Origin of the sequence: Paenibacillus sp. SN-8-1 (assembly GCF_050995535.1) — a bacterium.
Lineage (GTDB): Bacteria > Bacillota > Bacilli > Paenibacillales > Paenibacillaceae > Fontibacillus.
On sequence record NZ_CP194782.1, the window covers coordinates 1,017,789 to 1,043,171 of the forward strand.

27 protein-coding genes are annotated in these 25,383 nt (G+C 47.8%); 21 read left to right on the forward strand and 6 right to left on the reverse strand.

Going from position 1 to position 25,383, the window contains the following annotated elements:
* Window positions 1–14 precede the first annotated feature (14 nt).
* From tsaE to ACRRNK_RS04805, 11 genes are all read left to right on the forward strand, one after another.
* Window positions 15–509, forward strand: a complete 495-nt coding sequence (tsaE, locus tag ACRRNK_RS04755; RefSeq protein ID WP_433945660.1) for a tRNA (adenosine(37)-N6)-threonylcarbamoyltransferase complex ATPase subunit type 1 TsaE — start codon at window positions 15–17, stop codon at window positions 507–509.
* Complete coding sequence (tsaB, locus tag ACRRNK_RS04760; RefSeq protein ID WP_433945661.1) at window positions 506–1,351, forward strand: tRNA (adenosine(37)-N6)-threonylcarbamoyltransferase complex dimerization subunit type 1 TsaB; 846 nt, start codon at window positions 506–508, stop codon at window positions 1,349–1,351. Before tsaE ends, tsaB begins: the two co-directional genes overlap by 4 nt.
* A gap of 14 nt (window positions 1,352–1,365) precedes the next feature.
* Window positions 1,366–1,893, forward strand: a complete 528-nt coding sequence (gene rimI / locus ACRRNK_RS04765) for a ribosomal protein S18-alanine N-acetyltransferase (protein ID WP_433945662.1) — start codon at window positions 1,366–1,368, stop codon at window positions 1,891–1,893.
* Window positions 1,890–2,939, forward strand: a complete 1,050-nt coding sequence (gene tsaD / locus ACRRNK_RS04770; RefSeq protein WP_433946804.1) for a tRNA (adenosine(37)-N6)-threonylcarbamoyltransferase complex transferase subunit TsaD — start codon at window positions 1,890–1,892, stop codon at window positions 2,937–2,939. Before rimI ends, tsaD begins: the two co-directional genes overlap by 4 nt.
* Before the next feature lie 306 nt (window positions 2,940–3,245).
* Window positions 3,246–4,034: an SDR family oxidoreductase gene (locus ACRRNK_RS04775; protein ID WP_433945663.1), complete on the forward strand. Its 789-nt coding sequence runs from the start codon at window positions 3,246–3,248 to the stop codon at window positions 4,032–4,034.
* Window positions 4,035–4,198: 164 nt separating this feature from the next.
* Window positions 4,199–4,663: a PH domain-containing protein gene (locus tag ACRRNK_RS04780; protein WP_433945664.1), complete on the forward strand. Its 465-nt coding sequence runs from the start codon at window positions 4,199–4,201 to the stop codon at window positions 4,661–4,663.
* Between the two features lie 86 nt (window positions 4,664–4,749).
* On the forward strand, window positions 4,750–5,484 hold the full coding sequence (locus tag ACRRNK_RS04785; RefSeq protein WP_433945665.1) for a glycerophosphodiester phosphodiesterase: 735 nt from the start codon (window positions 4,750–4,752) through the stop codon (window positions 5,482–5,484).
* Window positions 5,485–5,487: 3 nt separating this feature from the next.
* Window positions 5,488–6,687 (forward strand): SLC45 family MFS transporter, encoded by a 1,200-nt coding sequence (locus ACRRNK_RS04790; RefSeq protein WP_433945666.1) that lies wholly within the window; start codon window positions 5,488–5,490, stop codon window positions 6,685–6,687.
* Between the two features lie 46 nt (window positions 6,688–6,733).
* The gene (locus ACRRNK_RS04795) at window positions 6,734–7,312 is read left to right on the forward strand and encodes a DUF1572 family protein (protein WP_433945667.1); all 579 of its coding nucleotides are present in this window, start codon (window positions 6,734–6,736) and stop codon (window positions 7,310–7,312) included.
* A gap of 242 nt (window positions 7,313–7,554) precedes the next feature.
* Entirely contained in the window at window positions 7,555–7,971 is a 417-nt protein-coding gene (locus ACRRNK_RS04800) for a DUF2500 domain-containing protein (protein ID WP_433945668.1), read from the forward strand.
* A complete protein-coding gene (locus tag ACRRNK_RS04805; protein WP_433945669.1) occupies window positions 7,964–8,431 on the forward strand; it encodes a GNAT family N-acetyltransferase in 468 nt (155 codons plus the stop codon). Before ACRRNK_RS04800 ends, ACRRNK_RS04805 begins: the two co-directional genes overlap by 8 nt.
* Before the next feature lie 71 nt (window positions 8,432–8,502).
* Here the strand turns inward: ACRRNK_RS04805 and ACRRNK_RS04810 are convergent, their stop codons facing one another.
* Entirely contained in the window at window positions 8,503–9,270 is a 768-nt protein-coding gene (locus ACRRNK_RS04810) for a YqcI/YcgG family protein (RefSeq protein ID WP_433945670.1), read from the reverse strand.
* Between the two features lie 218 nt (window positions 9,271–9,488).
* On the opposite strand from ACRRNK_RS04810, the gene ACRRNK_RS04815 reads away from it, so the two are divergent.
* Window positions 9,489–9,863: a hypothetical protein gene (locus ACRRNK_RS04815; RefSeq protein WP_433945671.1), complete on the forward strand. Its 375-nt coding sequence runs from the start codon at window positions 9,489–9,491 to the stop codon at window positions 9,861–9,863.
* 98 nt (window positions 9,864–9,961) lie between these two features.
* Here the strand turns inward: ACRRNK_RS04815 and ACRRNK_RS04820 are convergent, their stop codons facing one another.
* The 3 genes from ACRRNK_RS04820 to ACRRNK_RS04830 all read right to left on the reverse strand — a co-directional run bounded on the left by ACRRNK_RS04820 (window position 9,962) and on the right by ACRRNK_RS04830 (window position 13,664).
* Entirely contained in the window at window positions 9,962–10,339 is a 378-nt protein-coding gene (locus ACRRNK_RS04820) for a rhodanese-like domain-containing protein (RefSeq protein ID WP_433945672.1), read from the reverse strand.
* A gap of 25 nt (window positions 10,340–10,364) precedes the next feature.
* Window positions 10,365–11,285 (reverse strand): cysteine synthase A, encoded by a 921-nt coding sequence (gene cysK / locus ACRRNK_RS04825; protein WP_433945673.1) that lies wholly within the window; start codon window positions 11,283–11,285, stop codon window positions 10,365–10,367.
* Between the two features lie 429 nt (window positions 11,286–11,714).
* Complete coding sequence (locus ACRRNK_RS04830) at window positions 11,715–13,664, reverse strand: ABC-F family ATP-binding cassette domain-containing protein (protein ID WP_433946805.1); 1,950 nt, start codon at window positions 13,662–13,664, stop codon at window positions 11,715–11,717.
* Between the two features lie 251 nt (window positions 13,665–13,915).
* Between ACRRNK_RS04830 and ACRRNK_RS04835 the strand changes: the two genes are divergently transcribed.
* From ACRRNK_RS04835 to groL, 7 genes are all read left to right on the forward strand, one after another.
* On the forward strand, window positions 13,916–14,545 hold the full coding sequence (locus tag ACRRNK_RS04835) for a 5-formyltetrahydrofolate cyclo-ligase (protein ID WP_433945674.1): 630 nt from the start codon (window positions 13,916–13,918) through the stop codon (window positions 14,543–14,545).
* Window positions 14,546–14,617: 72 nt separating this feature from the next.
* A complete protein-coding gene (moaC, locus tag ACRRNK_RS04840) occupies window positions 14,618–15,085 on the forward strand; it encodes a cyclic pyranopterin monophosphate synthase MoaC (protein ID WP_433945675.1) in 468 nt (155 codons plus the stop codon).
* 39 nt (window positions 15,086–15,124) lie between these two features.
* Window positions 15,125–15,610 (forward strand): MogA/MoaB family molybdenum cofactor biosynthesis protein, encoded by a 486-nt coding sequence (locus ACRRNK_RS04845; protein WP_251377675.1) that lies wholly within the window; start codon window positions 15,125–15,127, stop codon window positions 15,608–15,610.
* Between the two features lie 85 nt (window positions 15,611–15,695).
* Complete coding sequence (locus ACRRNK_RS04850) at window positions 15,696–15,911, forward strand: twin-arginine translocase TatA/TatE family subunit (RefSeq protein WP_433945676.1); 216 nt, start codon at window positions 15,696–15,698, stop codon at window positions 15,909–15,911.
* Window positions 15,912–16,032: 121 nt separating this feature from the next.
* The gene (gene tatC, locus ACRRNK_RS04855; protein WP_433945677.1) at window positions 16,033–16,794 is read left to right on the forward strand and encodes a twin-arginine translocase subunit TatC; all 762 of its coding nucleotides are present in this window, start codon (window positions 16,033–16,035) and stop codon (window positions 16,792–16,794) included.
* A 366-nt stretch (window positions 16,795–17,160) separates the two neighbouring features.
* Window positions 17,161–17,445: a co-chaperone GroES gene (gene groES / locus ACRRNK_RS04860; protein ID WP_127199559.1), complete on the forward strand. Its 285-nt coding sequence runs from the start codon at window positions 17,161–17,163 to the stop codon at window positions 17,443–17,445.
* Between the two features lie 80 nt (window positions 17,446–17,525).
* The gene (groL, locus tag ACRRNK_RS04865; protein ID WP_433945678.1) at window positions 17,526–19,145 is read left to right on the forward strand and encodes a chaperonin GroEL; all 1,620 of its coding nucleotides are present in this window, start codon (window positions 17,526–17,528) and stop codon (window positions 19,143–19,145) included.
* Window positions 19,146–19,314: 169 nt separating this feature from the next.
* Here groL and ACRRNK_RS04870 read toward each other — a convergent pair whose 3' ends face one another.
* Window positions 19,315–19,929 carry a hypothetical protein gene (locus ACRRNK_RS04870; RefSeq protein ID WP_433945679.1) on the reverse strand — a complete coding sequence of 205 codons (615 nt, stop codon included), beginning with the start codon at window positions 19,927–19,929 and terminating at the stop codon, window positions 19,315–19,317.
* Between the two features lie 194 nt (window positions 19,930–20,123).
* On the opposite strand from ACRRNK_RS04870, the gene ACRRNK_RS04875 reads away from it, so the two are divergent.
* Together ACRRNK_RS04875 and ACRRNK_RS04880 are read left to right on the forward strand one after the other, a co-directional pair.
* Entirely contained in the window at window positions 20,124–20,465 is a 342-nt protein-coding gene (locus tag ACRRNK_RS04875) for a DUF4064 domain-containing protein (protein WP_433945680.1), read from the forward strand.
* A 561-nt stretch (window positions 20,466–21,026) separates the two neighbouring features.
* Complete coding sequence (locus ACRRNK_RS04880) at window positions 21,027–21,425, forward strand: hypothetical protein (protein ID WP_433945681.1); 399 nt, start codon at window positions 21,027–21,029, stop codon at window positions 21,423–21,425.
* A 119-nt stretch (window positions 21,426–21,544) separates the two neighbouring features.
* On the opposite strand, the gene ACRRNK_RS04885 is transcribed toward ACRRNK_RS04880, so the two are convergent.
* Window positions 21,545–25,156 carry an S-layer homology domain-containing protein gene (locus ACRRNK_RS04885; protein WP_433945682.1) on the reverse strand — a complete coding sequence of 1,204 codons (3,612 nt, stop codon included), beginning with the start codon at window positions 25,154–25,156 and terminating at the stop codon, window positions 21,545–21,547.
* Window positions 25,157–25,383: the final 227 nt, after the last annotated feature.

The window sequence follows — 25,383 nt, forward strand, 5'->3', positions numbered from 1 at the left end:
AGGTGGTTTATCCCATGGAATTTGATAAGAGAGCAGCAGATCTGATATTGAAGGCGAATGATCTGGCTGATACGGAGAAGCTGGCTGCATTTCTGGCTGCTCAGGCAGAGCCTGGAACGGTCATAGCGCTGGATGGTGACCTGGGGGCAGGCAAGACCGCGTTCTCGCAGCTGTTCGCGAAGCATCTTAAGGTTGAGCAGCAGGTGAACAGTCCTACCTTTACTTTAATTAAGGAGTATGAGGGCAGACTGCCCTTCTATCATATGGATGTATACCGGCTGTCGCTTGAAGAAGCGGACGAGCTGGGCCTTGAGGAATATTTCGAAGGCCAAGGAGCCACTCTTGTGGAATGGGCAAGCCTCATTGAGGAGCTTCTGCCTTCTGCTTACCTGCATATTTATATTGAAGTTATGGGCATGAATGAGAGACAGATTTATTTGAAGGGGCAGGGATCGCCTTATGAGCAATGGCTCCTGGACCTAAAGAGAGAATGGGGAACTGAATCATGAGTATTAATTCAGGAATGCCGCGTTATACGCTTACCTTTGATTCGTCTACGGCTTCGCTCGCTGTAGCCGCTATGGATGGCGGCCGGCTGCTGGCTGAGCGCAATATAACCGCCGAGCGCAATCATTCGGTGCATCTGATCACGGCCATCGAGGAAGTGCTTGCCGAGGCCGGCATCGCGAGGAGCCAGCTTGACGGTATCGGAACCGGAGTCGGCCCGGGGTCCTACACGGGCATCCGGATCGCCGTGACCACGGCCAAGACCTTGGCGTGGTCCATGGGCCTGCCGGTGGCGGGCATTTCCAGCCTCGCCGCCCTGGGACTTGGCGGCTGGGCCACCGGAACGGGCCAGCCGCCCGAGGCCTTCGAGGCTGCGGCAGGGCGCCGCAGCGAGGAGACAGCAGCCAGTGAGCAGGCTGCTGCGGGCGGGCCCCCAGCGGAATGGATTATTCCGCTGATGGATGCACGGCGCGGTCAAGTATATACCGCGCTGTTCGAGGCGGCGCCGGGCAAGCTGCCCCGGCGCCTTGAGCCGGACGGCATCCGGCTGATGGAGCGCTGGGTCACAGCGCTTGCCGGACGCCTGGAGGCGCTCGCGCCAGAGGCGCGGCCGTCCGCCGTGTGGTTCACCGGCGAGACGCAGGTGCACGGCGCGGCTGCGGAGGCGCTCCGCCCGCTGCTGGGCGGGCGGCTTGAGACGCGGCCTTACGTGCTGGAGGGCGCATGGGCCGGTCTGCTGGGCGCGGACCGGCTCATGCGCGGCGAATCGGACGAGGTACATTCGCTCGTCCCGAATTATACCCAGCTCGCGGAAGCGGAAGCGAACCTGCTTCGCGGCGTATAAGGGGGCAATCGAACATGGAAGCAGAACAGGCTGGTGGCGTACAGGCCGGTGCCGGAATCCGGTTCCGCCCAATGACGCTTGAGGATATTCCAGACGTGATGGTCATCGAGCACGAATCCTTCACGCTGCCCTGGACGGAGAATGCGTTCCGCAGCGAGATGACGCAGAATCATTTTGCCAAATATATCATCATGGAGAAGGACGGTGCACCGATCGGATATGCGGGCATGTGGACCGTGGTGGATGAGGCCCATGTGACCAATATTGCGGTACGTACCGCTTATCGTGGCCAGCATCTCGGGGAGAGACTCATGCGGGAGATGATGCTGCTGGCCGGAAGAATTGGAATGACCAAGATGACCTTGGAAGCCCGCGTCTCCAACACGGTGGCGCAATCCCTGTACGGTAAGCTAGGCTTTCGTCCTGTAGGGCTGCGCAAAGGTTATTATTCAGACAATCAGGAAGACGCACTTATTATGTGGTGTGATCTGCCTGATGATATTGTTGCCCATTATGGGGAAGGAAGCGAATGGGACTTATGAATGGATTGGATACAAAGTTAGAACAAGACAGCTACATTCTGGCTGTGGAGACCAGCTGTGACGAGACCTCCGTGTCGGTCGTTAAGAACGGGCGGGAGGTGCTCTCCAACCTGATCTTCAGCCAAATTGAGACACATAAAGCCTTCGGGGGGGTAGTGCCTGAAGTTGCTTCACGCAAACACGTCGAGAGCATTACTCTGATGCTGCAGGAGGCGGTTGAGCAGTCCGGCATTTCTCCAGACAAGCTGTCCGCGGTTGCGGTGACACAAGGGCCGGGTCTGGTAGGTGCGCTGCTTGTTGGAATTATGGCCGCCAAGAGCTTGGCCTTTGCCCTGGATAAGCCCCTGATCGGAACGCATCACATCGCAGGTCACATCTATGCGAACCGCCTGGTTCAGGAGATTTCCTATCCGAGTATTGCGCTTGTCGTATCCGGTGGACATACGGAGCTCGTGCTGATGGAGAGCGAAGGGCAGTTCAAATTGATCGGTCGGACAAGGGATGATGCGGTGGGAGAGGCTTATGATAAAGTTGCCCGTGCGCTGGGATTCCCCTATCCCGGGGGGCCTTATGTTGACCGGCTGGCACACGAGGCGGAGAATTCGGCCGACCTTCCCCGTTCCTGGCTTGAGCCGGATTCCTATGACTTTAGCTTCAGTGGACTTAAATCTGCGGTACTCAATGTGCTGAACCAGAGCAAGATGCGGGGCGAGACCCCGGATATTGCCGCGATTGCCCGCGGATTCCAGGAATCGGTCATCGAGGTGCTGGTGGAAAAGGCGATACGTGCCATGCGGATGACTGGAGCAGCCGAGCTTCTTCTCTGCGGTGGAGTAGCGGCCAACCGTGGGTTGCGTGAGGCCTTGGCCGCACGCTGTGAACGTGAAGACATTACGCTTAGAATTCCACCGCTTGCGTACTGTACGGATAATGCGGCAATGATCGGAGCGGCCGCTTACCTGAAGCTTACGCACGGGGAATTCGCGCCGCAGACCATGAAGGCCGAGCCGGGCTTATCGCTTGAAGAATGGTCGGTAGGCAGTTAAAAATGTATCGCACTCCATGTCCATCCTGATAAATGCAGGATGGATTTTTTGTCTAAATCCAAATCCGAGTAAAAGGATGGAGTAGACAACAGCAAATGAAGTGCTGTGCTTCAAAGACATGTGCGGGCTGAATCGCACCCCGGCTTAATCCCTTGTCTAGCAGTTTTGGGAAAACAGGCAGTGGGGATGCAGAAATGTTGGAAAGTTGGAATGCTGGGAATGCTGGGAATGCTGGGAATATAGCTTCTGACAAGCCTGCCTGTGTTTATACGTATAAGAGATAACTTTTCATTGGAGGTTACTATTATGGATTTGGGTCTATCAGGCAAGTCGGTTTTTGTGGCGGCGGCAAGCAAAGGATTAGGCAGGGCCAGTGCGCTGGCCTTCGCACAGGAAGGTGCGCTTGTAACCATAGCTAGCCGAAATCAGGAGCAGCTTGAGGTTGCTCAGCAGGAGATTCAAGCAGCAACGGGGCATAAAGTGAACACTTTGCGTATGGATGTCACCAAGGAGGAGGAGATTCGCCATGCGATTAGTACCACAGCCAAGTCCCAAGGGGGTCTGGATATATTGGTCACGAATGCGGGCGGACCGCCGGGAGGAACCTTTGCCGATATGAGCGATGAGGATTGGCAGAGAGGGTTTGAATTGAATTTGCTTAGTGTCATTCGCATGATCCGGGAAGCGGTACCTTACATGAAATCAGCTGGGGGCGGGAGAATCGTCAACCTGGCGTCCACTTCGATCAAGCAGCCAATTCCAGGACTTATTCTGTCCAATGTATTTCGTGCGGGTGTCCAATCACTTGCCAAGACTCTTGCGGAAGAGCTGGCGAAAGATAGGATTCTTATCAATACGATTGCCCCTGGCCGAATTGCTACGGACCGGATCACCGAGCTGGATTCTGCGCGGGCGGAGAAGAATGGAACTTCGCTTGAGTTCATCCAGGCTGAGGCTGTTCAAGCGATTCCGCTTGGCCGGATGGGAACTCCCGAGGAATTTGCCCGAATGGTTACTTTCTATGGATCATATGCGAATACATATGTGACCGGTCAATCCATTATGGTCGATGGAGGCATGCTGAAGGGGCTATAGCCCGTAGTCGTGCTGATTTTCTACGGCGTAACTTCTTCAGCTTGCTTCCCTGAACAATATTCCAACCTTTTACACTTTATGGTGTAGAAGGTTTTTTAATTTTCGCAATACCGCATCCTTCCTAGATAGGATAAAATTACAATAAAAGCGGAAGGAGGAGTTTTATGACACCCCTCGTGTTCAAAACGAGCCGAGACAGGTTCTACGTTAATTTTTGGATCGGAGTCCTTGTGTTTATCACGTTATCCTTATTTTTGTCGCTGCTGTTTACGCCAGTCGATTACTTGCAGCTTTTTATTGTTGGTGTGATCGATCTGCTTGTAATTGGCTTTATGGTTTGGTTGGCTGTAGATCTTAAATATGTGATTACCGAGGATCATTTATTGGTTAAGGGGGGTTTCATTAAGTCTAAAATCAATTACAGCGATATCACCAAGATCACAAGGAATCCAAATATCTGGGCCGGCTACCGAGTGTTATTTTCGCGTGATGCTATTGAAGTCCACTATAAGACCGGACTTTGGAGCAGTGTAATCATCTCCCCTATGGAGAAAGAAGCATTCATAGAAGAGCTTAAGAGTAGGAATAACCGTATCTATGTTGAGCCTCGTGAAATGAAGCAGTTATAACTAATCTACATAACATGGATTTTACAATCAGAGCTTATAGTGAAATAAGCACTTATTAATTACGGTTACCTGAGGAGGATGAGCAAGTGCCCCTTATTAATTTCGCCCATCGCGGAGCGGCAGGCCACTGCCCGGAGAATACCATGGTGTCATTTCAGAGAAGTATTGAGCTAGGAGCTACGGGGATTGAGACCGATGTGCAGATGACCCGGGACGGTCATTTGGTATTGATTCATGACGAGACGCTGCAGCGTACTGCGGGATCTCCGGAGTGGGTGAAAGATTTGACGCTGGAGCAGCTTAAACAGAAGGAAGTAGGATCCTGGTTCCATGAAGATTTTCGAGGCGAAGCGATTCCGACCCTTGAACAGCTGCTTGAGCTTGCACAGAACCAAGAGATAATTGTGAATTTGGAGCTTAAGAATGGGATCGTGCAGTATCCGGACATAGAATCGAAAGTTATTGAGGAAGTAAGGAAGTTCGGTCTTTCCGACCGGATTATTATATCCAGCTTCAATCACTATTCCTTGGTCCTGTGCAAGAAGATTGCCCCGGCTATACGTACCGGTATTCTATACATGGAAGGGCTGTATGAGCCTTGGAACTATGCGTCTGGAATTGGCGCAGATGCTCTTCATGCTTTTAAATATGCGCTAACTCCTGAACTTGTGGCCGAGGCCGCACGGCATGGGATTCCCTATCATCCCTTCACCGTGAATGATCCCGAGGAAATGAAAGCTCTTATTCATGCAGGGGTCTCAGGAATTATTACGGATTATCCGGATCGTCTGGCGGAGCTGTTAGCTTCTGCAGGAGGTTAATACATGACTAGAACATGTCTGTTGGGGCTTGGTTTCTTTAGCATTAGTCTGACCTGGGCACTGTACAATGCCTTTGTTCCCTTATTTCTAGACGATTATTTAAAGAAAGCCTCGATGATTGGCTTCATGATGACCATTGATAATTATCTGTCCCTGTTCATCCAGCCATGGATTGGCTATCGCAGTGACAGGACACGGACCAGGTATGGCCGGCGGATGCCGTATCTGCTTATCGGTATGCCGCTTGCGGCGGTATTCGTTACGCTGATTCCGTGGTACACCAGTCTTACTACCCTGATCCTGTTCATGGTGCTGATGAATCTCTCAATGAGCCTGTTCCGTTCTCCAACGGTTGCGTTAATGCCGGATATTACACCAGAGCCGCAGCGGACCAAGGCTAACGGGGTCATTAATTTAATGGGCGGGTTAGGCTCAGTTCTCGCGTTCGGGGTAGGTTCTGCGCTGTACGGAGTTGGCTCTTATGTGCCATTTCTAGGAGCCGGTGTAGTGATGCTTCTCTCCATGTTCATACTCAAGATTGTCATTCAAGAGCCTTATGCCTTACAGCAGGCTGGGGGTATGGAGAAGAAGCCGCGCATTCGGATCAAGGACCAGCTGGACAGAACAACGATCTTAATTCTGCTTGCGATCTTCTTCTGGTTCGTGGCTTACCAGGGGGTAGAGGCATTGTTCACTCTATACGGAACCAAGCACTTGGGCATGTCAGACAAAGCGGCTTCCTTCTCGCTAACGTTCTTCTCTCTGGCCTTTCTGGTCTTTGCGCTGCCCAGCGGCTGGCTTGGAGCTAAATATGGCAAGAAGCGAATTATTTCCTCGGGTGTGGTTGGATTGCTGCTTGTTTTCGGCGCCATCATTTTTGTGCAGTCAACGCTACTGCTTCGAGTACTTCTGATCGCAGGCGGAATCTTCTGGGCTTGCATCAACATTAATTCGTATCCCTGGATAGTGTCGACAGGCAGGGAAGAAAGCATTGGTACACGGACGGGGCTGTATTATTTGGTCTCCTCGCTTGCGGCTATTATTTCTCCGCCACTGCTTGGCTTGATGATGGATATGTTTGGTTATCAGGTGCTGTTCGTCGCGGCTTCATCAGGCCTCGTGCTGGCTTTTCTGTGCCTCCTTGCTATTAGACAGAATTCCGCTAGGGTGGATATGCCTGAGTCCCCTGCCTCGTCACTGTGAACCGGTCTTTATAAGGTGTTAACTTTGTGGAAAGGGTGAAGTTGATATGGATAGCCATCAAATTTATCTGGACAGTATTAAAAGCCAATTCCAGTATTATAAGAAGCTTGGAGAGAAGGCTATCGAGCAGCTGGAGCCCGAGCAGCTGTTCACGGCCTATAATGATGACACCAACAGTATTGCAACGATCGTGAAGCATATGAGTGGAAATATGCTCTCCAGATGGACTCATTTTCTAACAGAAGACGGGGAGAAGCCTTGGAGGAACCGGGACGAGGAATTTGAGCAGGATATCATCGTGGACAAGGAAGAGCTCATGAAGAAATGGGAGGCTGGCTGGGCCTGTCTGAATGAGGCGCTAGACTCGCTGCGTCCGGACCAGCTGCTTGAAATCATCTATATTCGTAATGAGGGACATACCGTGATGGAAGCAATCAACCGTCAACTGGCTCATTATCCTTATCATATTGGGCAGATCATCTATGCAGCTAAGCTGCTTAAGCATGGCAGCTGGCTCAGCTTATCTGTTCCACGAAATGGCTCCAAGTCCTATAATGCGGAGAAATTCTCCAATGAGAGAGTAGTTAGGAACTTTACGGTGGAAGGGCTGAAAAAGCTCGAATAGCACCAGTTGTAACGACTGACCGAAGCCCAAATGGCTTCGGTTATTTTGTGTTTAAAATTATTTTATATATTTTTATTCTTAAATCCTCATTACAAAGCTTACATCTTTCGAAAATACATGTATAATTATGGAAAAAGGAATAGATACTTGAATTTCTCTTATAGGAAATACAAATCTCTTATCACAAAGTCAATTGTAAAGTCTAATCCTGACTAATATAATGACAGAAAGGCTGTGCGACCATGGATAACACTTACAGATTCGGACCTGATGGTTTTTTTGAATTTCTGGATGGGGTTCCCTTGTGGTTCAAGATTTTTGGAGGTACACTGCTGATTGTTGTGATAGGGACATTTGCGTATGCCATTATTAAAGGACTATTGGTGTGGTCGGCTAATAATAGCAAGAGCCTGTTAACGAAACAGGCTGTGGTTGTGTCTAAGAGAACTGAAGTGTGGGGAGGATCTGGGAATTCAACTCCATCAACAAGTTACTACATTACCTTTGAGCTTGAGAATGGAGCCCGGCTGGAATTCAAGATGGCCGCACGCGAATACGGTCTGTTGGTAGAGAAGGATGAGGGCGAGATTACCTATCAGGGTACAAGATTCATGAACTTCAACCGCAGAGTAAAAGGGGAATACAAACAGTATGGCTAATAGCTACAGGGTGCATCAGGCATCTATTGAGGATTTAAATGAACTGGCTGAAGTGTTCAACAAGTATAGAATTTTTTACGGCCAAGCCTCGGATATTGAAGGAGCAAAGAGCTTCCTGTTTGATCGTTTTGAACATCAGGAATCCATTATTCTATGTGTGCAGGCACATAATTCTAGGCAAGTGCTCGGATTTGCCCAGCTGTATCCGCTGTTCTCTTCGATCTCCATGAGACGGCTTTTGCTTCTGAACGATCTGTATGTAGACGAGGCATACCGGAAGCAGGGAATCGGCCAGATGCTGCTGGATGCGGCTAAGAGCTATGCTGAGAAGGTTCGTGCCAAAGGTGTGCAATTATCTACTGCGGTCACGAATAGCTCAGCACAGTCCCTTTATGAGCGAAATGGTTACGTCAGAGACAATGAGTTCTATCATTACTTTCTGGGTGTTCAGCCGGTATAGGATAAGCCCTGAGCTTTTGCCTCAGAGCGGGAGTCCTGTTATATGGAGATAGGCATTAGCAGTTTAGCCACCTAATTCGTGGATGAGTGGTCTCTTGTCTTGCTCAATCTTCCATGAATGAAGGGACACGATGGAGCGGTTGTATCATTATCTCTCAGAAAATACTGCTTCCATTCGTAATTGTCGGCATCACCATACAGCTTGAGGTCCGGATGAGGACCAATCGTATCATAAGTTTTAAGCCTTTGCCGAATCAGCGGCTTGATCATTTGAGTCTGCTTTGGCAGTTTATTGAACTCTACCAATACCCATCTTGGAGTAAGAGCCAGCATGAAGAAGGGGAAGTAACGGCTTTGGCGCCGGGTATGAGCAGGAGTTGCACAGTAGACGAAATAGGATTCTTCATGGAAGCAGAATTCCCACACATGATCGGATGGATCTACTGGAATATGCTGCGGCCATTCCCGCTTGTCCTCCCGGACCGTTCTGCTTAGCAAATCCCAGAACAAGGCTTCATACTGTTCTACGGACCATTTATTCCTTAGGTCACCCGGGGTATCGAAGAATAGAATGAGCGAGGTATATTTACCGAAGTGGCGGGAGCGCTCTGTATAGTTTCTTAATAAATCAGCCATAGTCTGCTCGGCATAGGGGCTTCGGGGATCAGGGACAAAACCATATCTCAGGTGGCTGTGAGTGAAGCCGAGTGTCGCGGGAATGCACGGGAACTTATCTTCCTTGTTCGTCATCTTCGCGGCGAAAGCATGATAGGCGGCGACCTGCCAGTCTTCCGGGGGGACAGAGTGACCCTCCATCATCTGGTTATCATAAAGTATCATTTGCAGCACTCCTTTATTACAGATTATGAGAATGAGGGGGAGCGGGTGACTGTCCCGGATTTTTGAACTTTGAATGGAAGCCGGCTTGGGACACGCACAGATACATATTTTATTGAGATGGCAGGATTTCGACCTCATAAATGAACTTTAAATCAAGAAATCTGGGGTGAACATTTTAACTGCGACGTATATATACAGTCAGAAAGAGGGGTCAATCGATGTCGCTTGTCATAATGCTTATGGTGATGATTTTAGCAGGGGCTGTTGTGGTTCCTTTACTGGTAATTGAGATTAATAGAAGAAGAGAGATTACTTCGGAATTTGACCGAAAGTTCTTCAATTATTCTTGTGTGACGCTGAGCTTACAGGTGCTATTCCTGGTTCTGTTCCTGACCGATACGCTCCAGCTGCTTGAAATCTGGGGTCATGTGATTTGGTTGCTCTCAGTAATAGCTGGTCTATACATCTGTGTATATGGAATCTGGAAAAGAACTAAAAACCGCAAGAATGTAATCCTGTTTCTGCTGACAGGCGGGATAAGTGTAATTCTTGGCTTTTTGTATGTATTAGGCTTATTCATAACCAGTATGTAATCAGGAGATATACTCTAGTAATTTGCAAAAGGGCCCTGAGCCGGACTCCGAATGATCGGACCGGTTCAGGGCTCTCTTTATAGCATAGAGTCTATTCGTTATTTCCGTTCGAGCTGCTCAGGGTTAAAGGTTACGATTACATTCTCGGGGCCGCCAGTGACTTCTTTATCCCAATTTAGCATGCCACCTTCATAATTGTGAACGTTCTTGAAGCCTTGACTCTGGAAGAATCTTGTGACCTGGAAGCTGCGTCCCCCGCTTCGGCATACAAAGACATACTCGCGGTCTTTATCGAAGTCGTTAATGTAAGCGGCAATCTCTCCCATTGGAATCAGAGGAACAGAAGGGATATGAGCGTCCTCGTATTCTTCAAGCTCTCTTACGTCAATAACCAGCACATTTCTCTCTTTGTCGTGAAGAAGCTCGTACAGCTCTTCGCGATCCACATGGGATATACCCTCAATTATTCTACTCATTACAGAATCTCCACCTTTCCCCATCTCAAAAAATATCCATACTCAGATACCGCTCACCTGTGTCTGGAGCAATGGATAATATCCGTTTGCCTTGGCCGAGCTTCTTGGCCAGCTGTATTGCAGTCCAGACAGTTGCACCAGCAGATGGACCAACCAGAATACCTTCTTGACTCGCAAGCAGGCGGGTGGTCTCTAGTGCATCTTCATCGGCAACCTGTACAATTTCATCATACACATTTGTATTCAAAATGGAAGGGACGAAGCCTGGGCTTGTTCCCACGAGCTTATGGGGCCCGGGTACTCCGCCTGATAGAACGGGAGATCCCTTAGGTTCTACCACATAGATCCGGATATCCGAGAGATGTTCACGCAGAACTTCACCCGTTCCTGTGACCGTGCCTCCGGTTCCAGATGAAGCTACAAAGACATCAAGCCGCCCTTCCATCTGTTCGATAATCTCCAGTGCTGTAGTTCCGCGGTGGGCATCCGGATTGGCTGGATTCTCGAACTGCTGAGGGATGAAGCTTCCCGGAATTTGTGCCTGCAGCTCCAGCGCTTTGGCGATCGCTCCAGGCATTCGCTCGGCAGCCGGGGTCAGCACTACTTCCGCCCCGTAGGCTTTCAGAATGTTAATCCGTTCCGCTGTCATATTATCGGGCATAACCAGAATCGCACGGTAGCCCTTCGCCGCTGCATTCATGGCCAGCCCGATTCCGGTATTGCCGCTGGTCGGCTCGATCAAAGTAGAACCGGGCTTGAGTCTGCCTTCCTGCTCAGCCCTAGCAATCATATGATAAGCTGCCCGGTCTTTCACGCTGCGGCTTGGATTGAAATATTCGAGCTTCACATAGACCTCAGCATCTTCAGGCCCTACTAGCCGATTCAGTCGGACTGCGGGAGTATCTCCAATCAGATCTGTAATGCTGTCTACAACTTTATTGGACAAGAGGAACCCTCCTTTCCCAGCATTGATTTGTATATTGTATCGATTCTAGAACAAGCATTCAAGTTCATCATACATAGTCTTATCGGGCTTGTTTGGGACTTAAGTCGTAGTTGTCAAGTTGTGGACAAGGTTATCCACAGTTTACCTGAATAATGTGTATAAATTGGTCAAACCCTTACCCAGTACCCATTTACATGAATCATGAAAAAGGGGACAAATTTTTCACAAACTTCTGTGTGATTTGTGGATAATGTGGATAATAAAGTGGATAAGAGCTTGTTCTCCGCTTAAGCTGGCTAAAAAAACGGCCTGATGGGCCGTTTGATTAAGGACTAATTTCTTAGTATTGTGGATAAGGCTGTGCATAATCGAAGGTGTTTGTAAAAACAATGCTAAAAATATTTTTTTGCTTGACGAGATTTCGTCTGGCTATTCCTCAGCAAGTAGCTGTTCCCATTCCGAATAGGCCTCGGACAGCTGGGTCTTCAGTCCGTCAATCCGGGTCTGACGTTCCTGTACGGCGACATAGTCCTGATAGACTTCCGGCTCAGCAAGCTCCGCTTCAAGTCCCGCAATGCTGTTCTCATGCTGGGCAATTAGCTGCTCCAGCTGTTCAATTCGTCGCTGACGGCTGCGTTCTTCACGTCTCGCCTGTTTGTCGGCCTCGTAAGACCTTGCACCAGACTTCACTTCCAAGGCAACTTCATCTGCTTTCTTGGACGTGACAAGCTTGGCTGCGGCCTTCTCTTGGGCAAGCTCCTCGAGTTCCTGCTTCTTCTCCAGGTAATCATCGTAGTTGCCTAAATAGGGCTCAGCCCCATTCGGATGAAGCTCAACAATACGCTCCGCCATCTTGTTCAGGAAGTAACGGTCATGGGAGATGAAGAGGAGAGTCCCATCGTACTCCATCAAGGCGGCCTCCAGAACCTCCTTACTGTATAAATCCAGGTGGTTGGTCGGCTCATCCAGGATGAGCATATTGGCCTTCAGCAGCATTAACTTGGCTAGAGCTACCCGGGCCTTCTCGCCCCCGCTTAAGGCAGCAATCCGCTTCAGAACATCCTCACCGCTGAATAGAAAGTTACCCAGAACACTGCGGATGCGGGCTTCCTCAATATGAGGGAAGGCGCTCCATAGCTCTTCAAGCACCGTATTCTTCGGATTAAGATGGGTCTGCTCCTGGTCATAATAACCCAGCTTGACCTTGGTTCCCCAGTTAATGCGTCCTGAAGTCATCTTCAAATCACCGGTTAAGATCTTGAGCAGCGTAGATTTACCGATCCCGTTAGGCCCAATGAGGGCAACCGTCTCGCCTCGGCGCAGATCAAAGCTTACGTTCTGGAACAGGGGCTTTTCCTTTTCAAAAGAATAGGCGAGCTGATCCACCTGCAGCACTTCCTTGCCGGACATGATCTCGGCTTCGAACGAGAAGCTCACTTTCTTCAGATCACCAAGAGGACGATCTAGAACCTCCATTCGATCCAGGGCTTTACGCCGGCTTTGTGCACGCTTGGTGGTTGAGGCCCGGACGATATTTTTCTGAATGAAATCTTCAAGTCTTGCAATCTCATCTTGCTGCTTCTCATATTGCTTCATCTGACTCTCGTACTCGGCAGCCTTGAGCTCGATATACCGGCTGTAGTTGCCTGTATATTTCTTGGATTGGTGACGCTCAATCTCCACAATAGCAGTGACCAGACGATCCAGAAAATAGCGGTCATGCGAGACAATAAGCAGAGCACCGGAGTAACTGCGGAGATAATCCTCAAGCCAGGTCAGCGTCTGGATATCCAGATGGTTCGTCGGTTCGTCCAGCATTAGAAGATCTGGGGCTTGAAGCAGGATCCGGGCCAGGGCAAGACGGGTCTTCTGGCCTCCGCTTAGGGTGGAGATCAGCGTATCTGGCGGGAATGTGCCAAAGCCCATACCGTGCAGGACGCTGCGAATCCGGGTCTCCATTTCATATCCGCCATGATCCTTGAACCAGTCGGACTTCCGGGCGTAACGCTCCAACAGGTCTTCAAATGCTTTCTCGTTCGCGGCTGATTCGGGATTTGCAATTTCCAGCTCCATTCTGCGGAGCTCAGTCTCAGCTTCAATCAGTGGATTGAATACATTCAGCATTTCCTCCCAGATCGTGCGTTCCGATTGCAGTCCGCTATTCTGGGCGAGATAGCCGATGCTTGTCTCCTTGGCCTTGAAGATCTGCCCGCTGTCGTAAGACATTTCTCCAGCCAGAATTTGCAGCAGCGTGGACTTCCCTGCTCCATTTACACCTACAAGCCCGATGCGGTCACGCTCAAGAATTTGCAGGCCAATGCCTTCCAGTATATTTGTAGTACCATAGGATTTTCTGATATCTGTTGCTTGAAGCAGCATAACTTGTATATCCTCCATATCTTTAAGAAACCTTGCCTGTAGTCAGGCCTGATATCCATAGTGTACATGAAACATCCCCCAAATGCACCGCCATGTAACAGGGATCTGTATATAGCAATGAGGGCCCCTTGCATCAAGTTTTCATTTTGGCAGAACAGTGATAAACTAAAGAGAGTATGATTGTGTATGGACTAGATTTAATATGGTTAGATTGTAACCGGTACCCTATCCTGAAAGAAGTGTGATATCCATTGGGCATACCGGATGTCAAAAGAGAGCTGCGCAGCCAAATGGCGAGAATACGAGCTGCGATCCCTGCTGCATCAAGAATGGAGCAATCCGAGTCGGCGAGCCGCCTTGCGGAAGCCGAGGTTCTCGCACCGCTGCGCGCCGGTAAGAGAGAGGGAAGGCTCACGCTGTTCGCCTACCTGTCTTTTCGGGACGAGCCTGCCACACTTCCTCTTATTCGAAGCTGCTGGTCCCATGGGGACCGCATTCTGGTTCCGCGGATAACCGGGCCAGAGAATTTCACGCTGCATGAGCTTGCGGGGGAAGAGGACTTGGCAGCTGGTACATGGGGGATTCCCGAACCGGCAGCGCATCTGCCAGAGTGGGAGACTGATCAATATGCTGATATTGATCTTGTTGTTGTCCCGGGTCTTGCTTACGACCTTACCGGAGGCCGAATCGGCTTTGGCGGAGGGTATTATGATCGTTTTATGGAGCAGCTGGGCGGACAGTGCAGGGAAGCGGGACAGCCGATGCCTTTGTTAGCGGCTTTGGTGCTTCGGGAACAGATAGTAACGGACATTCCGATGGAGGAGCATGACTTTCGGCTGAATCTCCTTTTTACCGCTGCGGGTGTGGTTCGTATTCTATAGACAGGCGCGGAATCACAATTCACGATAAAGGTTGGGAAGATCTTGACAGACTCAGGTTCAGAACACGGCAAGATGACGCATTTCAATGAACAGGGCCGTGCCAGGATGGTTGACATTTCGGGCAAAGAAATCACGGTCCGTACGGGTGTGGCTATAACTAAAGTAAGCATGCTTCCCTCTACGCTGCTCGCAATTAAGGAAGGCAGGGTTGGCAAGGGGGATGTGCTGGCGGTGGCTCAAGTTGCCGGGATCCAGGCGGCCAAGCGGACTTCGGATTGGATACCGATGTGCCATCCGCTGCCGCTGACCGGTGTGAACATTATTTTCTCCGATAATGGAGAGGACGAGCTATATATTGAAGCCTCCGTTAAGACCGAAGGCAAGACCGGGGTGGAGATGGAGGCTTTGACCTGTGCTTCCGCAACAGCTCTGACAATCTATGATATGTGCAAGGCGCTGCAGAAAGATATGGTCATCGGACCTACGATGCTGAAATCGAAGACGGGCGGGAAGAGCGGCGATTATAACCTCGGGGTATAGACAGATAAATGTTCCAATTCGGATAAGGAGGGTGACTTCATGGTATGGAAAACAGCGATCTTGACGGCTAGCGACAAGGGAGCCCGAGGCGAACGTGAAGACACGAGCGCACAGGTTATCCGGGAACTGGTCGAGGAAGAACTGGGCGGAGAGATTGTGGAATACCGCATTGTTCCTGACGAACAGGATGAGATTATTGCAGCTTTAATCGAAATGACCGATTACTTTCAGGCCAATCTGGTTCTGACTACCGGGGGAACGGAGCTGGCTGCCCGGGATGTGACACCAGAAGCGACGCGGCGCATTATCGAACGGGAAGTTCCGGGTATGGCGGAAGCAATGCGGGCAAGCGCCATGCAGAAGAACCCGGCGGCTATGCTGTTCCGGGGAGTTGTAGGCATCCGGGGCCGTACGTTAATTGTGAACCTCCCGGGGACCCCAAAGGGCGTTCACGAGAATCTGGCAGCTATCATGGGCCAGCTTCCGGAAGCCCTGCTGATGGTTACAGGCCAGTTCCGGCTATAGTGCTTACCGATTAATCCGGCTGTAACTGTGATTTCACTTATGTTATGATTGGACAATAGCATGTGACAGAACGGAGGGAACAAGGATGGGCGGTTTTATCCTAATCGTAATCGCAGCCCTGCTGCTGTTTGGACCGAATAAACTTCCGGATCTAGGACGGGCTGTGGGCCGTACGTTCCGTGAATTCAAAGAAGCTACCCGCGATATTGTGGATGATGAACCATCGGTGAAGAAGACGGAGCCGCTGCCGCCAAGGCCGGAGCAGAAGCCGCAGGCAGCTGAACGCCGATTACCGGAATAACCTGACTCCTTCCCGAAGGAAGGAGTTTTTTTGAGGGTAGCATAGATTGCGCTACAAAAGCGGGCACCGGGAGGTGCTTTATTTATGTCCATATATGATGATGTACAGGAGGGCGGCCTTAATGCCTGACGAACAGGATGGAATGTCGGTTGTTGACCATTTGTCTGAGCTTCGCAAACGTCTGTTTGTTACACTGATCTTATTTGCTGTTGTGCTTGTAGGTGGATTTTTCGTCGCCCATCCGGTATACGACTATTTGACCACACATGGACCGAAGGGCCTTGAACTGAAGCTCAATGCCTTCTCCTTCTGGGACGGGGTCAACGTATATATGAAGATTGCGCTGATCGTGGCTCTGGCTATAACGCTGCCATTTATGATCTATCAGATCTGGGCCTTTGTCAGCCCGGGCCTTAAGCCTAAGGAACGCCGTGCTACCTTGAAATACATTCCTTTTGTTTTTATTTGCTTCCTGATTGGTGTGGCTTTCGGATATTTTGTTGTGTTTCCACTGGCTATGCAGTTCACCTCAAGTCTTAACAAACAGCTCGGTCTGGTCGAGACCTATGGAATAACGGACTATTTCAAATTCATGACTAATATTATCCTGCCGATTTCGCTGCTGTTCGAGCTGCCGATTGTAGTCCTGTTCCTGACCCAGCTGCGTCTGCTTAATCCAAAGCGGCTTAAGAAAATGCGCCGGGTGGCTTATTTCGCCTTGGTGGTCATATCGGTTATGATCACACCTCCGGATTTCTTCTCGGCCTTCCTGGTGCTCGTACCTATGGTTCTTCTGTACGAATTCAGTGTAATGCTGTCGGGAAGAATGCACCGCCAACAGCTGGCTGCCGATGCCCAGCGAAGAGCAGAATACGAGAATTGAGCCGAAGTGCCCCTTGTCAAAGGCTATGGTTAGCCGGGTGATGAGGGGCTCTTTTTATTTCTATGAAAGGTGTGAAGAATGAGGAATATTTAGGCTGATCTTCGGATAGGATGAAAGGGGCGTGTCCAAGAAAAAAATGGTCACAGGGACTTGAAATCTGTAGCCACACCTAGTATCATAAAGTTGGTTGTTAGCACTACACGATGTCGAGTGCTAACATTAACATTCAAGTGTATCTTATATGGAATGAACTAAAGAAAAGAACGTCAAAAACGATCTAGGAGCACTCTCCAAGACTCGGTTACGTAGCCTTTAGTTTCAATCCATAGCTTAACACAACATAACTAATTAAGGAGGCTATTTTTCATGATCAGACCTTTAGGTGAACGCGTACTGGTAGAACCGATCGAACAAAACGAAACAACTTCATTCGGGATCGTACTTCCCGACTCTGCCAAGGAGAAGCCGCAAGAAGGCAAAGTAATCGCTGTCGGCAGCGGTTCCGTCAACAAGGACGGTGTTCGTGTAGCTCTTGAAGTGAAAGAGGGCGACGTAGTCTTGTTCTCCAAATATGCCGGAACAGAAATTAAGTATGAAGGTAAAGAATACTTGATTATGAAAGAAAGCGACATTCACGCAGTCATTGGCTAATGAATGCGAGGTCCCGAACTTCAATATAAGCGTAAGTGAAGATAATTTATTACTAAATTTATCAGGGAGGTTTTTGAACAATGGCAAAAGACATTAAATTCAGTGAAGACGCTCGCCGCGCAATGCTTCGCGGGGTTGACGCTTTGGCAAACGCGGTAAAAGTAACACTTGGACCAAAAGGACGCAACGTGGTGCTTGAGAAAAAATTCGGAAGCCCGCTCATCACGAATGACGGTGTAACCATCGCGAAAGAAATCGAACTTGAAGATGCATTCGAGAACATGGGTGCTCAGCTCGTTAAAGAAGTAGCAACCAAGACGAACGATGTAGCCGGTGACGGTACAACTACAGCAACCGTTCTTGCACAAGCCCTCATCCGTGAAGGTCTGAAGAACGTAACTGCGGGTGCCAGCCCAATCGGTCTGCGTAAAGGGATTGACAAAGCGGTTCGCGCAGCAGTAGAAGAATTGCAAAAGATCTCCAAAACTATCGAAGGCAAGCAATCTATCGCACAAGTAGCTGCGATCTCTGCGGCTGACGAAGAAGTAGGAGAACTGATCGCTGAAGCTATGGAGAAAGTCGGCAAAGACGGCGTTATCACCGTTGAAGAATCCCGTGGATTCGCGACTGAGCTTGAAGTGGTTGAAGGTATGCAGTTCGACCGCGGATATATCTCTCCATACATGATCACAGACACAGATAAAATGGAAGCTGTTCTGGATAACCCATACATCCTGATCACAGACAAGAAGATCAGCAGCACGCAAGAAATCCTGCCTGTGCTTGAGAAGATCGTTCAACAAGCTCGTCCGCTTGTGATCATCGCTGAAGATATCGAAGGCGAAGCTCAAGCTATGCTGATCGTGAACAAACTTCGTGGTACATTCAACGCAGTAGCTGTTAAGGCTCCTGGCTTTGGTGACCGCCGTGAAGCTATGCTGCAGGATATCGCTGCCCTGACTGGTGGTCAAGTGATCACTGAGAAGCTCGGTCTTGACCTGAAGAGCACAAGCATCGAACAGCTCGGTAACGCTCGTCAAGTGCGCGTAACCAAAGAAGCTACAACTATCGTTGACGGAAGCGGCGACAAGAACGATATCGCTGCTCGCGTTAGCCAAATCCGTTCCCAACTGGAAGAGACTACTTCCGAGTTCGACAAAGAGAAGCTGCAAGAGCGTCTGGCTAAGCTTGCTGGCGGCGTAGCGGTTATCAAAGTTGGTGCGGCTACTGAAACTGAGCTGAAAGAACGCAAACTGCGCATCGAAGACGCCCTGAACGCAACTCGCGCTGCGGTTGAAGAAGGTATCGTATCCGGTGGGGGTACTGCCCTTGTGAACGTATATCACGCTGTTGCTGGAGTGAATGTGACTGGCGACGAGAAGACTGGCGTGAACATCGTACTTCGCGCTCTGGAAGAGCCGATCCGTACCATCGCAGCTAACGCTGGCGAAGAAGGATCTGTTATCGTTGAGCGTCTGAAGAAAGAACAAATCGGCGTAGGCTACAACGCAGCTACCGGCGAATGGGTGAACATGATCGAAGCAGGTATCGTTGACCCTGCCAAAGTTACCCGCTCCGCATTACAGCACGCTGCATCTGTTGCAGGTCTGTTCCTGACAACTGAAGCGGTTATCGCTGACAAGCCAGAACCAGAAAAGCCAGCTATGCCTGACATGGGCGGTATGGGCGGAATGATGTAATAAAGGGTGTCCCAACCCTATAAATACAGTGTTTAAAAGGCTCCCGTGAGGGAGCCTTTTTATGTGATATATATAATGAAAAGACAGAAGTTTAATGGTGGGAAGAGGAACATTATTTAGAATATAAGCCCTGAGAGCTTAATTCTGCTCTCAGGGCTTACATGTGCTTCTACCAGTAAAAGAAGTGTGCTACCGCATAATAAACGGTTTTCACGACGCCGACAATCAATCCGGGTAAATCTGTGAGCGTGTTAATTGGGTGATGAAGTAGTCCTATGATCGTACCGAATATCAGCATAAGAAGTGCCGCAAAAAAGCCAATCACAGCATAAATGATGTCCATGATGATCCAGGTGACCGGCGTAGCAACAGAATAGACAGAGTTTGAATAAGAACTGAGACCGGATTCTGATTGTGCCTGCTCATTGAAATACTTACCGACCCCAATATCGGCCTGAATATTTCTGAATAATTTTGCAGGCAGGTTCAATAAGTACGAGATGTTATATGCCAAGTTCCCACTACCACTTAATTCTTTTGTAAAACTCCAGTGATAGCGAAGGTCGCGCTCAGCAACTAAGAACAGTACCTTTTTGTCCATTGAAGAAGTACTTCCATCCAACATAGAAGCGATATCTGAACTGGGTTCTTCCATTGATGAACCTGCTAGAAGAACCGTCGAGGTCTTAAGGGGATAGCTGTCTGTCAGTTGGCATCCACTTAATAAAATAACCATTAATACCATCATAATTCCTACACTTATACGTTTTCTCATTTTAGTCATTGCCAGCCCTTCGCTCTATGTAAATAGTTGTGTTAAAAAAGCATACCGACATAAATAATATCATCTATAGGTAAAAATGACCATAATTAATCCTGGCATTTGAACAATCTAACTATTTTATCTATCATTTCTACCTGTTTTCTGGTAACATGTACCTATATTCTGAGATATTTTAATGTAGGGGGATTTTTTTAATGTTTGCAATGGGTCTTATAGCAGGTATTTTCGGGATTATTGCGTCCATCATTGCTTTAATGGTAGGTGGCGTAGATGCAGCATTCTCATCAAGTGGTACTTCGTCTATAACGGGTTTGGGAATCTCGGCCCTAATCTTTAGTATTTTGGGTATCGTCGCTTCAGCTCTGACAAAATCAAAACCTAAATTAGCCGGTTGGCTTATGCTTGTAAGCGGTGTGGGTGGAGTGATCAGTATTTCAATGTTCTACATACTTTCAGGGGTATTGTTCGTTGTTGGTGGATTCATGGGGATACTATCAAAAAAGAAACCTGATCCACAACAAAATGTTGCAGCTTAATATTAAGATTGAAGGACCTTGGATAACTCCAAGGTCCTTTTTTTATTTACTATCTGTAGATGCACTTTAGTCCCCGGCATATTGCATGCATCGTTGATTAATATGGAGTTATTTATAAACACGGTAAACACAAATAAAGACCGTATCCATAAAATGGAACGGTCTGATATAATAAGCTTGTACAACACACCTTGAGTGGGTGCGCCTTCCTCCAGAAAGGAGGTGAGGCGTATGAACTTCTCTTTTGCAGATGTGATTGGTTTTGCTGCGTTCATTATCGCGCTGCTGACATACATCGAACGAAAAAAGAAGTAACCTGCTCTAAGGTTGGCGCCTGGACAGGTTACTTCTCACCACTTCAATGATTCACCAGTGGAGGAGTAACTCCACTCAAGTTGTTGTACAGGGGATCGGCCGCCACCGATCCCTATTTATTTTATCTTACGCCTGTTATCTTTATACCCATATTACTACACGGAATTAGCATTGACAATTATAATTGTACTTATTTTATTGGGATTAGGGTCTATTTCTATAATGACAGTGAGGTGAGGTTATACTTTGAAGAAGGCTTTACTGGTTATCTTAATTTTACTGTGTGGCTATTTGGTTTATTTTTATTATTTTGCCGAGAAGGCTGAAATCACTACAAAAACCGTATCTGAAATCGCACTTAGCACAGCATACATGGAGTTTGGGGATAAGACATATAGTATAGATTCTCATGTGGGACTGTTTAAAGAGAAAAGACATTTGATAGAAAACAATGTTCCTTTTTATTTAGAGAATCAAAGGAAATATTATTACAGAGTAATGGTCGAATATCCCAACGATCCTGCCTTAGTTAAAACACGAGGGAGTAATGGAATGATAATATACACGATTGACGCAAGTAACGGCAATATTATAAGTCGTGTGGAATCAGAAGTGGGTGCGAAGGTAAAATATTATTCACATTAGTTTATTAGACACGTACAGTAATCTTGGGTTTTCTGCTGGCGTTCAAGAAAAGCAAAAGGATGAACCCGCAAGCTTTATACTGCTTGCAGATTCATCCTTTTCATAGAGAAGTGTGTACTCTAGATGTCTCCACCGGGAATAGCAGGTCCCTCGTTAGATCCACCAGGTATAGCAGGAATCGTGATCGAGATATCCCCTGCTGGATGTATACCAGTTGGTCCCGAGATGATAGAGGCCGGAAGAGTTAAAGTAACTCCAGCTGCAGGGACATGTGGATTGTCACCTAGAATGATTTGGAAGCCGCTGGCATATGAGCTATCGCCAATATAGATTGACTCCGATGAAGTAATCATCAGCATTGCGTCCTGACCAAACGTATAGGTAGGATCAACTGACTTAAGTGCAGTCTCAAGCTGATCTATTGTTAAAACATTATCGGTATTCAAGCCTTCGATTCCTGAGTCATCCAACAATGTGAATTTCTTAATAGGATCATTGAAAGTAATCCATATCGAATCATTATAATCGTAACTCGAATTGTTATCTCCTGATTGCTGTTGTGTAACAGGCTCCTCAGTGGATAAGGCAGGCACAATAGTATCAATTGTGAAATAGGATTTGGTTGTCTGCCCACCTTTATCCGTAACAGAGAGCTCGTATGATCCATCCTCATTTATGCTGTCACCGAGATTATAATCAGTAACTTCCACACCATAAGTATCATTATAATAGTTGAGGCCTGTATCAGTTTTCGATAATTTGACATTCATAATATCACTATCTGGTGAAGTAGGTGTAACTGATTGGTTCAGGTAAAGCTGAGTATCAGGTGTATTTGCACTCAAGCCGATGTCATTCAGGTCACTAATGGTTGGAGCTGGATCTGTTACATCAGTATCTGTTAAGCCTTCCGAGGATGAGCCTGCTTTTCCTCTTGAGTCAACTGGCGTAACTTCAAAAATAATTTTATGCCCGCTATCAGCTGCAGTGAGCGTATAGGTCTTATCAGTAGCGCCTACAATTTCCTCTTGATTACTAGTCCCATCGTTATCCACTCTATACCATTTGTAAGTTGTTTCTCCTTCAAGATCGCCAAAGTCCTCATCACTAAAGTCATAGGAACCGGTTAGCGTCTTGCCTGCTTCGTTAACTCCCGTAATCTTAACATTTGAGACTGAGGGAGCATTGTTCTCACTTACTGGAGCAACAGGGATTGCAGGAATAACGATTGAGATAGACCCAGCCGCAGGTACACCAGTCGGTCCCGTGATGATAGAAGCCGGTAGAGTTAAAGGAACTCCAGCTGCTGGAATGTTCGCATTGTCACCTAGAATAATTTGAAACTCCTTATCATATGAGCCATCGCCAATATAGAGTCCATTCGTTGAAGTAGCCATGAGCGTAGCTCCCTCTCCAAATGTGTAGGAAGGATCGACCGAATTGAGCGCACTCTCAAGCTGATCCATTGTAAAGACATTATCTGTATCCAAGTTTTCAATTTCTGAATCTTCCATGACTGTATACTTCTTAATAGGATCATTGAAATTTATTGATATCGAATCACCAGAATCGTAAATCGAACTGCTAGTTCCTCCTGTTTGCTCTTGTGTAACAGGCTCCTCAATGGATAATGCCGGTACAAGGGTATCTATTGTGAAATAGGATTTGGTGGTCTGACCTGCTTTATCCGTAACAGCGAGCTCGTATGATCCATCTTCAGTTATGATGTCACCGAGTTTATAACCAGTAACCTCCGTACCATACGTATGATTATAATAGTCGAGGCCCGTATCCGTAGTTCTCGACAATTTGACATTCTCAATATCACTGTCTGTTGAGGTAGGTGTAATAGATTGGTTCAGGTAAAGCTGAGTATCAGGTGTATTTGCACTCAAGCCGATGTCATTCAGGTCACTAATAGTTGGAGCAGGGTCTGTTACATCAGTACCTGTTAAGCCTTGTAAAGGTGAGCCTGCTTTTCCTCTTGAGTCAACTGGCGTAACTTCAAAAATAATTTTGTGTCCACTATCCTCAGCAGTGAGCGTATAGGTCTTAGCAGTGGCACCTACTATTTCCTCTTGATTACTAACCCCATCATTATCCACTCTATACCATTTGTAAGTTGTTTCTCCTTCAAGATCGCCAAGGTCCTGATCACTAAAGTCATAGGAACCAGTTAACGTCTTACCTACTTCATTAACTCCGGTGATCTTAACATTTGAGACGGATGGAGCATTATTCTCACTTATCGGAGCAACAGGGATTGCAGGAATTGTGATCGTGAAAGGACCCGCGGGCTTTAATCCTGATGGGCCAACAATTTTATTTGGATCCAAGGTAATCGTTAGCCCTGCTGCAGGAATATTAGCACCTGCACCGAGTACTAGCTTGAATATATTTCCATAAGGTACATGGTTAATGGTACCCATAGGGTTTTGAGTGATCAAATACGCTCCGTCACCTAAAGTATAATCTAATGACTTCTCTCTCACTGCCTCCTCAATCGCCTGAACAGATAGACCTGGGAATATCTCAGGCAAAGTCTCCGAAGCTGCTGCATTATTAATATCAGTACTATCAAATTTCTGAATCGAACGATTGAAGGCGATAACAATGTTATCTCCCTGATCATATGCATTTGTATTTCCATCGATATTTTGGGATTGATAAATGTCTCCAAAGATACTAGGGGCTGTTTTATCAATGCTAAACCAAGTCTCTACAACATGATCCTGATTATCAGTAACCTTTAGGTGATAAGAAGCTTCTTCGGAAAGCTTAGTCCCCAAGGTATAATTTTCAACTTTTAATTCCTCTTGTGACCTTCCAAAAAGTCCATATGCTGCTTTCCAGAGTTCGACTTTCTTAACGTCCGAATGAGTGGAGTATGGCGTTACATCCTGCTTGTAGTAGGTTTCATTAGTTAAGTTTGTAATTTGTACACCTTGTAAAAGAGGAGTAGTATCCGGCTGCTCCGGTGTCGGTACAGGCGTCACTATAACAGGTGGTGTCGGTGTCGGCGTAACAACAGGAGGCTTCGTCTCTACCGGAGGAGTCGGCTTGTTGGATTCCTGCTCTGCTTTGTGCTGCTCATCCACCTTTACTTTTTCAGTCAAGAACTTGGATGCGACGAGAGCTAAATCCTGACGGCTTGCACTATTAGAAGGGTTGAAGGTTCCATCTGGGTTCCCGTTCATTAATCCGAACTCGACAGCCGTGGCAACAGAATCTTTAGCCCAGCTGGCAATGGATGAAGCGTCAGAGAATGTCAGATCTCTGCCTTTACCTGTACTATCAACACCCAGGGCGTTAACAAAAATAACGGCCATTTGCTCGCGGGTCAGGTTTTGACCTGTTCCAAACTGTCCGCCGCCGGTACCTTTAACAAGGCCAGCTTTTACAGCAGCTTCTACCGCAGCATAAGCATAATGGTCTTTAGGAACGTCTTTGAAAGTAGCTGTAGCTGGCGGGTTGCTAAGATCAAGGTTGAGAGATCTGGCGAGCACAATGGCAAAATCCTGCCTGCTAATATTACTTGTGGGGTTGAATTTACCGTTACCCGTTCCGTTCATAATGCCCTTTTCGACCAGTTCAAGAATGGCCTGTTTGGCATAGTTATTTGGAATATCAGTCAAGGTTGTAGCTGCTGAGGCATGTGGAGCCAGTGCTCCGAGCAGTACCGCGGTGGAAAGGACGGATATGGATTTGTGTTTCAAGTTTTGCTTCTTCATGGTGTGCTCCTTTGATGAATGTACTCTATAGTTGATTGATAATATCCTCTTGCTGCCGAAGCGTTCCAAAGATCTATAATCACTATGAATCAATATATATATCGGAAGAAAGACTGTAGTTTTTTACATATAATAATCCGAGTCTACAGCTCCTTGTCCGGGTATATTAATACCAATTGACCAAGCAAAGGGCAATCTATTAATATCTAATTTAAGTTTATTCATTT

What these genes read in the sequence shown, in the direction of transcription:
- tatC (WP_433945677.1), top strand. Translation starts at nt 16,033, where the DNA reads ATGCCTGACGAACAGGATGGAATGTCGGTTGTTGACCATTTGTCTGAG.
- tsaD (WP_433946804.1), top strand. Translation starts at nt 1,890, where the DNA reads ATGAATGGATTGGATACAAAGTTAGAACAAGACAGCTACATTCTGGCT.
- groL (WP_433945678.1), top strand. Translation starts at nt 17,526, where the DNA reads ATGGCAAAAGACATTAAATTCAGTGAAGACGCTCGCCGCGCAATGCTT.
- moaC (WP_433945675.1), top strand. Translation starts at nt 14,618, where the DNA reads ATGACGCATTTCAATGAACAGGGCCGTGCCAGGATGGTTGACATTTCG.
- ACRRNK_RS04820 (WP_433945672.1), bottom strand. Translation starts at nt 10,339, where the DNA reads ATGAGTAGAATAATTGAGGGTATATCCCATGTGGATCGCGAAGAGCTG.
- tsaB (WP_433945661.1), top strand. Translation starts at nt 506, where the DNA reads ATGAGTATTAATTCAGGAATGCCGCGTTATACGCTTACCTTTGATTCG.
- groES (WP_127199559.1), top strand. Translation starts at nt 17,161, where the DNA reads ATGATCAGACCTTTAGGTGAACGCGTACTGGTAGAACCGATCGAACAA.
- ACRRNK_RS04850 (WP_433945676.1), top strand. Translation starts at nt 15,696, where the DNA reads ATGGGCGGTTTTATCCTAATCGTAATCGCAGCCCTGCTGCTGTTTGGA.
- ACRRNK_RS04885 (WP_433945682.1), bottom strand. Translation starts at nt 25,156, where the DNA reads ATGAAGAAGCAAAACTTGAAACACAAATCCATATCCGTCCTTTCCACC.
- ACRRNK_RS04845 (WP_251377675.1), top strand. Translation starts at nt 15,125, where the DNA reads ATGGTATGGAAAACAGCGATCTTGACGGCTAGCGACAAGGGAGCCCGA.
- ACRRNK_RS04830 (WP_433946805.1), bottom strand. Translation starts at nt 13,664, where the DNA reads ATGCTGCTTCAAGCAACAGATATCAGAAAATCCTATGGTACTACAAAT.
- tsaE (WP_433945660.1), top strand. Translation starts at nt 15, where the DNA reads ATGGAATTTGATAAGAGAGCAGCAGATCTGATATTGAAGGCGAATGAT.
- ACRRNK_RS04810 (WP_433945670.1), bottom strand. Translation starts at nt 9,270, where the DNA reads ATGATACTTTATGATAACCAGATGATGGAGGGTCACTCTGTCCCCCCG.
- rimI (WP_433945662.1), top strand. Translation starts at nt 1,366, where the DNA reads ATGGAAGCAGAACAGGCTGGTGGCGTACAGGCCGGTGCCGGAATCCGG.
- ACRRNK_RS04775 (WP_433945663.1), top strand. Translation starts at nt 3,246, where the DNA reads ATGGATTTGGGTCTATCAGGCAAGTCGGTTTTTGTGGCGGCGGCAAGC.
- ACRRNK_RS04805 (WP_433945669.1), top strand. Translation starts at nt 7,964, where the DNA reads ATGGCTAATAGCTACAGGGTGCATCAGGCATCTATTGAGGATTTAAAT.
- ACRRNK_RS04815 (WP_433945671.1), top strand. Translation starts at nt 9,489, where the DNA reads ATGTCGCTTGTCATAATGCTTATGGTGATGATTTTAGCAGGGGCTGTT.
- ACRRNK_RS04800 (WP_433945668.1), top strand. Translation starts at nt 7,555, where the DNA reads ATGGATAACACTTACAGATTCGGACCTGATGGTTTTTTTGAATTTCTG.
- ACRRNK_RS04790 (WP_433945666.1), top strand. Translation starts at nt 5,488, where the DNA reads ATGACTAGAACATGTCTGTTGGGGCTTGGTTTCTTTAGCATTAGTCTG.
- ACRRNK_RS04780 (WP_433945664.1), top strand. Translation starts at nt 4,199, where the DNA reads ATGACACCCCTCGTGTTCAAAACGAGCCGAGACAGGTTCTACGTTAAT.
- ACRRNK_RS04875 (WP_433945680.1), top strand. Translation starts at nt 20,124, where the DNA reads ATGTTTGCAATGGGTCTTATAGCAGGTATTTTCGGGATTATTGCGTCC.
- ACRRNK_RS04870 (WP_433945679.1), bottom strand. Translation starts at nt 19,929, where the DNA reads ATGACTAAAATGAGAAAACGTATAAGTGTAGGAATTATGATGGTATTA.
- ACRRNK_RS04795 (WP_433945667.1), top strand. Translation starts at nt 6,734, where the DNA reads ATGGATAGCCATCAAATTTATCTGGACAGTATTAAAAGCCAATTCCAG.